Source organism: Marivita sp. (genome assembly GCF_965656765.1).
In the GTDB taxonomy this organism is placed as follows: Bacteria; Pseudomonadota; Alphaproteobacteria; order Rhodobacterales; family Rhodobacteraceae; genus Marivita.
Genome location: NZ_CBFHLV010000080.1, coordinates 1 through 12,027 on the forward strand (window position 1 = coordinate 1; position 12,027 = coordinate 12,027).

The following is a 12,027-nucleotide window of genomic DNA, read 5'->3' on the forward strand; positions in this document are numbered from 1 at the left end:
CCCAGCTCCAGAATCCATCGCTCCGTCAGAAGCAACCCCGCTCAATCACGACCTCAGTTCCAAACGCGATTCCCCTGCCAGAAGTTCAGACCTTCGGAGTCAGGTGCGCGGTTGAAATACGCGATATAGAGCTCGATGAATGTACTGATGTCTTCCTCGGACAATGTCGCGATGCCCACCTGATCTACGAGACGGAAGGCCTGCTGTCCCGCGAATTCCAGCAATTCAACGCCGGTCAATGTATCTGTACCGTCTTGCCCTGTTCGGTCGGTGACTTGGACAGTTCCCTCGGGATCGATTTGCAAGATGTACCTTGCAGCCTCTCCCCTGTAGACCGCAGTATCGGCATTCCCTTCACCGCCCAGAATGGTGTCGTCGTCGGCGCCCCCCGTGAACCGGTCGTTGCCTGCGAACCCAAACAGCAAATCAGCACCTGCACCGGCGTCAAAAATATTTGCCAGTGCATTGAAGTAGAACAAATCGCTTTCGTCCGTGCCAGACGCTCCAGCGCCCAAAGCCACCAAAGCGTTTGGATTGGCACCCTGCAGGCCAAGTATCAGATCGCTCAGCGGATCCGCCAATTCCGGAATAACTCCGGCCATCTCTTGCAGAATGGCCTCGTAATAATCCAGCGCCTGCTGTTCAACCACGGGCAAATCTATCACGGACGTTCTTTGAACGGCATCGCCAAAGGTTTGCAGAGCAGCCAAAGCCTGCGCCGATGCCGCCTCGGCAACCGAAGCTGCGAAAGACAGATCAAACTCATCAATGCCTTGACTGGCCAATTGAGAAATCAATGCCGTTTGTGACCCAAAATAAGCATAGAGCGAATTGCTGACAGCTTCGCCAATCAACATCCAAAGTTCATTCAAAGAACTGCACGAAAACGCAGCGCCGTCGACGAACCATTCCCCTGTATCCGGGTCGACAGTAAAAGTTGGCGAAGTGAATATGCCGTTTACGTCATTCCACAGCAATTCAGAGAGACGCACCTCTGCAGCATCAAAAGTCGTCTGCACTTCGGCTTCGGTGTCGAAACCGGAAATGCTGCTGATCAACGTGTCACGTGAGTATTCCGACAAGGCCGCGCGTGCCTCGGCAAATCCTTGGGTGATCTCTGTGTTGTTGCCGGCTGCAAAGTCTTCGAGAAACTGCAGTTCTTCGGCATCCAAACCTTCATCTGCTAGAAACTCAGGATTCTGAAGCAAAGCCTGTAGCGTCGGGCGGACAATCTCTAGCTGTTGCTCGATATAATCAAGAAGGTCCAGATAATCCCCAACAGTGAATGACAGGATATCTTCGAAGTCGAGCGGCCCGTCCTCTGTCGGAGCAAATCCAGCCAAGGGCCCCAAAGCTTCGAGCGTCGAAAAAAGTTCGTTTGATAATTCGTTTTCCATGAATCAAGAAAATCCCAAAAATTTACGATGGCTGCAGCAATCCTTTTTTTTCGATCCGAGTCAATTGAGTCGCGCACCAAACACTTAGGGTTTTCGCGTACTTGGGTAGCTTTGAGGCTTGACGTTCGACCAACTGAAGGTTGGCGCCAATGGCGTCTACGATTGTCTGATGTCAGCACCTTTGGGACAGATAAGAGGATTTGAACACCGCAGGCTTTCTGTTTCATTGTTCGACCAGGAGATCGAGACAGCGAAGACGCCCGGGACATCGACCTCCTGGGGTTGAAACGTATCTACGTTCTATGACCGCTTTCATATCTCAAAGCGCCAATACTCTCGGATCGTGCGAGACCACGTGGCGTCCATTGACCTTGAAGCGTCAGAATACGGCACCCACTCGATTCGCCTTACAAAGTGACATGTATCGAAAAAATGCTTCTTCTCAGTGGGCCCAATACGCTGACGCAATTCCGAATGCACCGACCGCGATCAGGCTTAGCGCCCAGACGATGTCGAGATTGAACCACGTACGCGACAGGAACTTAAGACCCAACCAGCGGTAAATAATCAAAGCGAAAACACCACCTGCCAAGGTCATCGAAAAGGTATGCACAAGCGCGACGGCGAAGGCAGTCAAGATATTATTGGACATCAACGTTTGCGCCGCCAAATGCCCTGTCTCCTCTGCGCCAATGCCGCAAATACCCAGATAGATCGGCACCAGCATCAGGCCTGCGCCATGGGCTGTCGCGGCGAGGAAGGACCAAAGCACTAGACGGGCCGGGTGAACGCGGGCAAGCGTCTTTGGATGACGGCGGTTGATCAGCAGGTATAGCCCCATGGCAATGACCAAAACGCCTGCTCCGAAGCGGATTTGAACCTCCCACTCCACCAAGAAAACCATCAGGGAGAACGGCAGTAAAATACCGATCATGGCAAGAAAGTGCCCGAATGCCAGCATTGCCAGCGCCTTTGGCATTGCGCTTGTTTTTCGCTCCATCAATGCGGCCGACACCGCGAGCGGCCACCCCATACCGGGGTTCAAACCATGGTACATGCCAGAAAAAATGACGGCTCCCCAAAGAGCCGCCACCGTGTTCAGTTCGCCAAACACCTAGACAGACGGATAGCAGAAGCTGTCAGTCGAACAATCACCGCCCTCCAAGCGGATTTGGTGGGATCGCAAGCCCTTGGGGAAGTCGATGTAGAAGTCCTTGTTCAACGTCAGCCCCCCGTTCTCGCCTACGTCCGCCATGACCATTTGCCCACCTTCATCATCGGGATAGAACTGATCGTCCCAAGTGGAGTAAAGTGAGTTGGTCCAGTAAACGCGTTTTCCATCGCGGCTGACCTCAACCATCTGCGGACCAAAAGCGAAAGGCTTGCCATTGGGGTGCGCCGCGCCTTTTGCGATGCCACCGACCTCTACCTTGCCCACCAGCTTTGGGTTGAATGGGTCCGACACGTCGTATTGATGCATCTCACCCAGTCCCCAGCATGCGACATAGAGATATTTGTCATCAAGGCTCAGGTCGATGTCGGTGACCAATGGTGGCACCGCGCCGAAGCCCTGCAAAAGCGGTGGCAGATTGTCTGGGTCTTCCGGACGCGGGTCAATGGTGATGACCTTCTTGGCCTGCCACACCCCGTCGTCATCGCGCCACCAGGTGAAGATCGCACCTTGCAGGTTGGTGGTGTCCACAACCACACCGCAGAATCCGTAGGACTTGGTGGGATCATGAGCGGGCCGGATTTCCAGCGCCATCTGGTAGTTCTCACCCAGATCAATTGTCTGGACATTTTTGCGCGCACGCAGGTCCCAAAAGTGGATCGAGTGGCCGTATTTGTTGGACAGTAAATCCTCGGCCACAACGCCGTTTTCAAACTGCGGCGGCAAACCCCATTCAGAGGACACCATGTAGTCCTGCGGCAGGTTCCACCAGAAATCGTAGTGCTTGTCCTGCTTACCGCGATCCATCTCGTAGCGGCCGATAATCTCAAACGTCTCGCAATCCATGATGAAAATACCAGGAGGACCATCGGTGCCGTCCTCGCCGCCGCCCCCGAGAGTTGAGACGTAGATACCTTCGGGTCCGCAGTGAATCGTGTGGGGGCGCGAGTATCCTGTTTTTTCAAACAGCTCTTCTGGCTCAATCGTCTTGTGAATATGGGCCTTCAAAGGATCTTTCACGTCAATGATGTAGATGCGTGAGGATCGGATGCCCGGCACGATCAGGTAGCGGCGTTCTAAAAAGGCGTGGCCGGTCAGTGGCGACAAAGACGACGAACAGGCATTCCAACCAAAGTGATGAAATTCATCGCCCTTGTTTGGCACAATCACCTGGTGGACGATTTCGCCATAAGTGTCTGATTTCGGATTTAGATCAACCACTGCGATGCCGTCAGATTGCGAGCCATCAGGACTGAGCATGACGGTAAAGGCGTAATTCTCCACCGGGGCTTGCATGGCAAGCTTAGGGGATGCGTGGAATGTTGGATCTGGTCGTAAATTCATGATGGTCCTCCCGTGTGCGAAAAGACCCGCTTGGGCGGGGTAGGTTTTTTGGGCCAGAAGGCCAAGATCGCGGGGTCTCCTCCCCCGGTTTTCAAAGTTGCCTAGCCGTCGCCCAACGCCACTTTGCGTGTCGTCGCAGACTTAGCCTGCTCCTCCAACTCGAAAACAGACGCCGGAAAGCCAACGTCCCTCAGAACACTATGCGCAAAAAAATGAGTCTGACAATCAATTGTCTGACATTTGAACTCGCGTTGATTTTTCTCTGACTTGTAATCAGCACCTGCATGGGGTGACGGCCTGTGGCGACGCAGGTGGCGAAGGGCGTCCTAACCCCAAGTGGACCCATAAACGAAACGCTAGACCACCGCCTTCGAATGATTCGAATTCCAGGCATACGCCAAAAGATGAAAAATACTTTCAAATTTGAACCCGTCTGCCAGACAAAACCGCAGTATACCTTCGAGTACTAAAAAACTTACGATTTACAAAGGCTTAAAAAAGCTCAAGAAAATGCCCCCGCAAGTAAGTTGCAAATTATTTTTTGTTGACGAAATAAAATTGCGCGATCAATACAGCGTCAACCGCGAAGACCTGCAGCACAGCCGCTGATCTCGCTTACTGACAACAGCGCATCGAACCGCGCACCGAGATAAGGGCAGCTTCTGGAGATGATAAAATCCATCTTAGTTCCTGTGCGTGGCGATGGCATGGTTGCGACCGTGCTGGCCCACGCCGCGGAGTTGGCCAAGCAACATCAAGCACACGTGAACGTCGTCCATTGTCGTGCGCAGGCCAAAGACCTTATGCCGCAAGGCGTGCCGCTGAGTGAATTCGCTCGCAAGGTGATGTTGGAGCAGGCCACCGAGCTTGCCAATCGGCAGGAAAACCATCTGCGCGGCATTTTGCACCGTTTGGCGCTTGATTTTGGTTTGAGTGAAGACTCCAACGCAGAGGGCACCGCGCTGTGCACCTTTACGGAAGAACAGGGCCGTATGGCGGATGTCGTCAAGCATGCCGGTCGGCTGTCCGATCTTATTGTCCTGCCAAAGCCTCAGCGCGAACGCAATCTTGGTCAGAGCTCTTTGAAGGCAGCACTTTATGGAGCCGGACGTCCCGTGCTGATTTGCCCGGGGCAACTGCAGCCAAATGAGACCTTCGCGCAGCATGTGGCGGTGGGATGGAACGGATCGCTGCCCGCTTCGCGTGCCGTCGCAAATTCGTTGGATGTCGTTCAGTCGGCCAAGCGAGTCAGCATTTTGACCGGGGGCAAAGTCCAGAGCCACGGACCGACTGTGGAAGAGCTGGTTGCCTACTACGCATTGCGCGGCGTCGAGGCCGAGATCGTGCGCTTCGAAGAGAGCGATCCCGCAACGGGCCTTCTTAAGACCTGCGAGAGCATTGGCGCCAGCCTGCTGATTATCGGTGCCTACAGTCATAGCCACGAGACCGAGATGCTGTTTGGCGGCAATACCGAGCGCCTCGTCGACAATACGGAAATGCCCATCCTGATGGCGCATTAACCGACAAAACGTGCCGCAAGACGGCTCGAAATAGTGGGGCACACCCCACTCAGACTGAAGACTGCGCAATACGCGCCACGATACGTCCGAATTGACGGATTTTTTTAGGGAGGAGACCACAATGAAACTGACAAAACGGTATTTTCTAGGGCTGGCTGTCGGCAGCACTCTTGCAGCACTGCCAATGGCGGCACTGGCTCAGGATTGGCAACCCACGCGCCCGATTGATTTCACGATCATGGCAGGGCCCGGCGGCGGCGCGGATCAGATTGCGCGCTTCGTGCAATCCGTTGTCGAAGCCAATGATATGACGAACCGCCCCTTGATCCCAACCAACCGTGGCGGCGGGTCTGGTGCGGAGTCGCTTTTGCATCTCAAGGATGCACGCGACCCTGATCATACGCTGATGGTGACGCTGAACTCGTTCTACACGACGCCAATCCGCCAAGAAGGTCTGGGTGTCGATATCGAAGCGTTCACACCGGTCACGATGATGGGTGTCGATCCGTTTGTCCTTTGGGTGCACAAAGACTCCGGCATCACGACGTTCGAGCAGTACGTCGAAAAAGTCAAAGAAATGGATGGCGAGTACGTCATGGGCGGCACCGGTTCCGGCCAGGAAGACTCAATCGTCATCGCGTACATGTCCGGTGCCTATGACCTTGATATTAAGTACATTCCTTATGATGGTGGTGGTGCGGTTGCCAAAGACCTTGCAGGTCAACAGATCATGGCGACTGTGAACAACCCTGCCGAAGCCAAGGGTTTTTACGAAGCCGGCGAATTCGTTCCCCTACTGGCCTTCTCGGACGAGCGCATGGAAGCCTACCCTGATGTGCCGACCATGAAGGAAAAGGGCCACGATTTCTCGTACTATAACCAGCGGGCCATCGTTGGCGCGCCGGGCATGTCCGACGAGGCTGCCGCCTACTATCGCGACCTTTTCGGCAAAGTTTATGACGGCGAAGAGTGGCAGAATTACCTTGTGTCCGAAAGCCTGTCGCCTTTGCCAATGGATGAAGCGGAAACGCGCGCCTACTGGGCGACACAGGTGGCCAACCACCGCCAGCTTCTTTCCGAAATCGACGGCTAAACCAGACTAAGAAAAGGGGGCATTTATGCGCCAAGGTGAGATATCGCTCGCGGGGCTCCTTGCCCTCTTTTCACTCTATCTGATGTGGAAGAGCACTGAACTTCCCATCGGATACATCAGCGGCCAAGGACCGGGAGGAGGGTTCTGGCCCTTCTGGCTCTCATTGGGCATGTTGCTCAGTTGTATTGCCATCGCTTGGAATTGGTGGCGCGGCAAAAGCCCGGCATCTGTCAGTGACGAGCCGCTCATGGATGGTTTTGGCTGGCGCACTGTTCTGAATGTCGGCGGCGGCATCATCGGGTTTGTCGGATTGATTTCAATCGTTTCGATGTATGGGGCCGTCGCAGTTTTTTTGATCTACTACCTACGTTTCTTGGGACGCCATTCGTGGGCTTTGACACTCGTGATGGCCCTGTTCCTGCCAATCGGCCTGTTCTTTTTCTTCGAAGGTGCGATGCAGATTTCGATGCCTCAAGGTCTGCCTTTTACGCAGCCATTCTTCGACGTGATGTACGACATCATTTACTGACGCAGCTGCGCACCAAGGATCACCATGGAAGTCTTTTCTTTTCTCGTCAGCGGCATCTTTACGGCGCTTGAACCTATTAACATCGGATTGATTCTGATCGGTGTGACGGTCGGACTGTTCATCGGGGCCATGCCAGGCCTTGGGTCTGTGAACGGGGTGGCAATCTTGTTGCCGGTTACGTTTCTCGTGCCCCCCGCATCGGCCATCATCTTTCTTGCGGCAATCTACTATGGGGCCATGTACGGCGGCGCGATCTCATCGGTCACGCTGGGTATTCCCGGGGCTTCGACTGCGGTCGCGACGACCTTTGATGGGCGGCCATTGGCCCTACAGGGCCGCGCCAGTCTGGCGCTGGTGACAGCCGCTCTGGCCTCGTTTGTCGGCGGCACCGTCGCGACAGTATTCTTCACGCTGTTTGCACCGCTACTTGCGACCGTGGCGCTTAATTTTGGCCCGCCCGAGATCTTCGCATTGATGCTACTGGCCTTTGCAACCTTTGTCGGCCTCGGGGGTGACGACATTCCCAAAACGGTCTTCTCGATCTGCTTTGGTCTCGTGCTTGCGACAGTCGGCTTTGACACGATTTCCGGCGAACCAAGGCTCGTGCTTTTTGACATCCAAGGTTTCCTGCGCGGGATCGGCTTCATCGTCCTGGCGATCGGTGTCTACGGCATCGGAGAGATGCTCTGGACAATTGAACAAACGCGCGGAGAGATCACTACAACCAACCCCAAGATGACTGCGAAGGGCCTTGTCTCTGACACCAAGGAAGCAGTGCGTCGTGGCTGGAAAGGAACCTGGATCGGCTCTCTTCTTGGATTTTTCGTGGGCGTTTTGCCGGCAGCTGGTGCCACACCCGGGTCTCTTATGTCTTATGGCGTGGCCAAGATGGTGTCCAAAACACCCGAAGAATATGGCAATGGATCGCCAGATGGCGTCGCGGCCCCTGAAGCCGCGAATAACTCGGCATCCACGGGTGCCATGCTGCCTATGTTGACCCTTGGCATTCCGGGATCCCCCACCACCGCGATCCTTTTGGGTGGCATGGTGATCTGGGGGCTGACCCCGGGTCCACGCCTTTTTATCGACCAAAGCGAGTTCGTGTGGGGTCTGATCGGGTCGTTCTACATCTCCAACTTGGCGGCAGTTCTGATCAATCTAGCGTTCATCCCGCTATTCGTCTGGATGCTGCGGATGCCGTTTACCATCCTTGCCCCACTGATCTTCGTGCTTTCCATCGTCGGGGGCTTTGCCGCATCTCGCAGCATGCATGATCTGTGGTTGATCGTGATTTTCGGAATTGGGGCCTTCTTCTTACGCAAGTTTGACTATCCGCTTGCCCCAGCCGTTCTTGCGATTGTGCTCGGACCGATTGCCGAACCGACGATGCGCCAGTCTTTGCTTTTGTCATCAGGCGACCCGATGATCTTTTTCAACAGACCAGTCGCTGGGCCTATCACAGTGATCGCGATCGTGTTGATCCTCCTGCCCGCATTCAAGTTGCTGCGCCGTAAAATGCAGAAGGCCCCAGCTTAACCATTGCGTCCCCAATGACTGGCAACACTGCCAACCGACACACAACAAGAAATGAACATCACGCCATGCAAAGACTTGAAGACCTGATCCAGCAGCACCCCGACGATGCACATGCAATCGGCGCACCCGGCCGCGAATGGATGACTTATGCCGATCTCAAAGTGTTGACCAAGGCGGTACGTCAGTCTTTGCGCGGCGCGGGGATCGGTGCAAGTGACCGGGTTGCCATCGTCTTGCCGAACGGGCCGGAAATGGCCGCTGCGTTTGTCACTGTCGCGCAGTCTGCAACGACGGCGCCACTGAACCCGGCCTACAAGGAAGATGAGTTTGCGTTCTACCTTGAGGACCTAAAGGCCCGCGCCATCATTGTTGAGGCGGGCTACAACGGACCCGCGCGCGCCGCAGCGGACCGCTTTGGCATGACCGTGATTGAACTGACTGCGACAGAGCCTGCGGGCACCTTCACGCTGTCCACGGACGCGAAAGGCGATGCCGCCGACACGGTCCCCGCCGCCGACGATGTTGCCCTCATTCTGCACACGTCTGGCACCACGTCACGCCCCAAGATCGTGCCGCTTTTGCAATCCAATGTCGCAGCGTCCGCTGAAAACATCCGTGTGTCGCTGGCTTTGACACCCGAGGATTGCTGCCTCAACGTGATGCCCCTGTTCCACATCCATGGCCTGATCGCCGCAGTAAGCGCATCGCTTGCTGCAGGCGCGTCCATCAGCTGCGCACCGGGATTTGATGCGCTCAGGTTCTATGGCTGGCTCGAAGAGGTTGATCCAACTTGGTACACCGCTGTGCCCACGATGCATCAAGCCATTCTGGCACGTGCACCACGCAACGCAGACATTATCAAAAACGCACGTTTGCGCCTGTTGCGCTCGTCGTCATCGTCCCTGCCCGGTCCCGTGATGACACAATTGGCCGACACCTTTGGCGCACCGGTTGTCGAAGCCTACGGCATGACCGAAGCGGCGCACCAGATGTGTTGCAATCCGATTGAGCCGGGCCGCCAAAAGCCCGGTGCTGTTGGTCTGCCCGCTGGCCCCGAAGTACGCATCGCCCACGAAATCGAAAACCGACTTGTGGATGGTATGGGCGAGATCTCAATCTCCGGTCCCAACGTCACGCCCGGTTACGAGGCGAACCCAGAGGCAAACGAAAAGAACTTCTTCGACGCAGACGGCAAGCGCTGGTTCCGCACGGGCGATCAGGGCATGTTTGACGAAGACGGTTTTCTGTCTCTCACAGGCCGCCTTAAAGAGATCATCAACCGTGGCGGTGAAAAGATCAGCCCGCTCGAGGTCGATGGCATATTGTCGGACCATCCTGCTGTCGCCCAATGCGTGACCTTCGCAGTGCCCCATGCCAAACTTGGCGAAGATGTCGCGGCTGCCGTGGTTCTGAAAGAGGGCCAAAGCGCAACCGACCGCGATATCCGCGACTTCGCCAGCGAACGTCTAGCCGCGTTCAAGGTCCCACGCAAAGTGCTCATTCTTGATGAGATCCCCAAAGGCGCAACAGGCAAACTCCAACGCATCGGCCTCGCCGAAAAGCTGGGTCTCGGTTAAGGATTAAGCCATGAAGATTTGTATTTTTGGCGCTGGTGCAATCGGCGGCTACATGGGCGCGAAACTGGCTGAGGCTGGCGCGGATGTCAGCCTCGTGGCCCGGGGCCCACACCTCAAGGCCATGCGCGAAAACGGGCTGCGCCTGATCGAGGAAAGCGGCGAGACGACGGTTAACGTGACCGCGTCTGACAATGCGGAAGACCTTGGACCACAGGACTATGTGATCGTCACGCTCAAAGCCCACTCTGTCCCGCCGGTTGTTTCCAAGATGCTGCCGCTGATTGGCGACAACACCACAATCGTCTCTGGCGTGAACGGTGTTCCGTGGTGGTATTTCCACAAGATCGGTGGCCCGCTGGAAGGCACGCGCCTTGAAACCGTCGATCCCGGCAACGCCCAATGGGATGGCTTTGGCCCAGACCGAGTGCTGGGCTGCGTCGTCTACCCGGCCGCAGAGGTCATTGAGCCAGGCGTCGTGAAGCACATCGAAGGCAACCGCTTTTCATTGGGCGAACCGGATGGATCAAAGTCCGACCGTGCGATGGCACTTTCCAAAGCCCTTGCAGCGGCAGGCCTCAAAGCCCCCGTTAGGCCAAAGATCCGCGACGAGATTTGGGTAAAGCTTTGGGGCAACCTTTCGTTCAATCCGATTTCTGCCCTGACCCACTCGACACTGGATGTCCTGTGCACCGACCCCGGAACACGGGACGTTGCCCGAAACATGATGCTCGAAGCACAAGAAATTGCTGAAAAGCTTGGCGTCAAATTCCCGATCGACGTCGACCGCCGCATTCAGGGCGGCGCTGACGTTGGCGCGCACCGCACATCCATGCTGCAAGACCTCGACCAAGGGCGCCCAATGGAGATCGACGCACTTGTCGGCTCCGTCAAAGAACTTGGTCGCGTGACCGAAACGCCAACGCCGACCATCAATACAGTGCTGGCCCTCATCGCCCTGCGCGGAAGAACTGCCGGTCTCTACCAGACCTGATGCAAGGTTATTGGTGCCGCAACAATGGTCTTTTTATACCTACTTGGATTTGGGTCGAAAGAGTTGGTTTCTTGACCAGCGTTTAGCGTGTTTGAGGCGGATCAGATTTTCCGATTAGGCTGCTAGTCTTTTGGTCCTAAACTGCTTTTGCAGGCCTAATTAGAGGACAGTGTGCCATGGGCCGAATAGGCGCGTTGGACAGTATCCCATGTTCATTAGCCGATCCCCAAACACAATTGAACGCCGCCTGATGCGCAAACACAACTTTCAGGACCACTGAGCGCGCATTCTTAGCCAGTTATTTTAAAGCAAGCGCTGATGGGCAAAAGCAAACGGAAGCATCACGAGGGGCAATATGCGCCCGTCCCATATGCCTTGCTTAAATTTGATCCGTAGCATCTTATCTGGGGCGGCCGTCAGGGTATTGTTGAAGCCACACTCGCGGTTCAACGGCTCAAACAATGGCAAGCTGATATCCTCCTATGCAGAAGCCGTCGAGGCGCAGAGTATAGGCAAGGCAACGGTCCAACGCGCCTATCAAGAGTTGGTCGAAAGAGGATTGTTGGCTCTGGAACGCGAAGGCAATTGGTATCACAGACAGGCGCATGAATGGCGACTGATCATCAAACCTATGCAAGCTGCAAAAGGCACGACGCTACCAACGCATGACTGGCGTAGTTATCAGACGCCCAAAAACTTAACGCGACTCAAAAAAGACTCCTCGGGCTTTCCCGCCAGGCCGTTTCAGAACCCTTCAGAGCGAAAGCGAAGGAATGTTCCAGCCCCGGAACACAAATCTTGGCCCAACACTAATTGACAACGCACAGTTCAAGACGACAAGGGTAATTTCGACCCCAGCCGATGAACTT

Annotated in this window: 9 protein-coding genes; 6 read left to right on the top strand and 3 right to left on the bottom strand. The window is 55.4% G+C overall.

Annotated features, from left to right (window positions below):
• Positions 1 to 53 precede the first annotated feature (53 nt).
• From ACTG4M_RS15700 to ACTG4M_RS15710, 3 genes are all read right to left on the bottom strand, one after another.
• Positions 54 to 1,397, bottom strand: coding sequence for a hypothetical protein (locus ACTG4M_RS15700; protein WP_439124604.1), 1,344 nt, complete (start codon positions 1,395 to 1,397; stop codon positions 54 to 56).
• Positions 1,398 to 1,839: 442 nt separating this feature from the next.
• A complete protein-coding gene (locus ACTG4M_RS15705) occupies positions 1,840 to 2,454 on the bottom strand; it encodes a hypothetical protein (RefSeq protein WP_439124605.1) in 615 nt (204 codons plus the stop codon).
• A 57-nt stretch (positions 2,455 to 2,511) separates the two neighbouring features.
• Positions 2,512 to 3,912 (bottom strand): selenium-binding protein SBP56-related protein, encoded by a 1,401-nt coding sequence (locus tag ACTG4M_RS15710; RefSeq protein ID WP_439124606.1) that lies wholly within the window; start codon positions 3,910 to 3,912, stop codon positions 2,512 to 2,514.
• 668 nt (positions 3,913 to 4,580) lie between these two features.
• Between ACTG4M_RS15710 and ACTG4M_RS15715 the strand changes: the two genes are divergently transcribed.
• The 6 genes from ACTG4M_RS15715 (at position 4,581) to ACTG4M_RS15740 (ending at position 11,158) form a co-directional block, all read left to right on the top strand.
• Positions 4,581 to 5,432, top strand: a complete 852-nt coding sequence (locus ACTG4M_RS15715; RefSeq protein WP_439124607.1) for a universal stress protein — start codon at positions 4,581 to 4,583, stop codon at positions 5,430 to 5,432.
• Between the two features lie 121 nt (positions 5,433 to 5,553).
• On the top strand, positions 5,554 to 6,525 hold the full coding sequence (locus ACTG4M_RS15720) for a Bug family tripartite tricarboxylate transporter substrate binding protein (RefSeq protein WP_439124608.1): 972 nt from the start codon (positions 5,554 to 5,556) through the stop codon (positions 6,523 to 6,525).
• A gap of 25 nt (positions 6,526 to 6,550) precedes the next feature.
• Positions 6,551 to 7,054: a tripartite tricarboxylate transporter TctB family protein gene (locus ACTG4M_RS15725; protein WP_439124609.1), complete on the top strand. Its 504-nt coding sequence runs from the start codon at positions 6,551 to 6,553 to the stop codon at positions 7,052 to 7,054.
• Between the two features lie 24 nt (positions 7,055 to 7,078).
• Positions 7,079 to 8,590 carry a tripartite tricarboxylate transporter permease gene (locus ACTG4M_RS15730; RefSeq protein WP_439124610.1) on the top strand — a complete coding sequence of 504 codons (1,512 nt, stop codon included), beginning with the start codon at positions 7,079 to 7,081 and terminating at the stop codon, positions 8,588 to 8,590.
• A 65-nt stretch (positions 8,591 to 8,655) separates the two neighbouring features.
• Positions 8,656 to 10,167 (top strand): acyl--CoA ligase, encoded by a 1,512-nt coding sequence (locus tag ACTG4M_RS15735; RefSeq protein WP_439124611.1) that lies wholly within the window; start codon positions 8,656 to 8,658, stop codon positions 10,165 to 10,167.
• Positions 10,168 to 10,177: 10 nt separating this feature from the next.
• A complete protein-coding gene (locus ACTG4M_RS15740; protein WP_439124612.1) occupies positions 10,178 to 11,158 on the top strand; it encodes a 2-dehydropantoate 2-reductase in 981 nt (326 codons plus the stop codon).
• Positions 11,159 to 12,027: the final 869 nt, after the last annotated feature.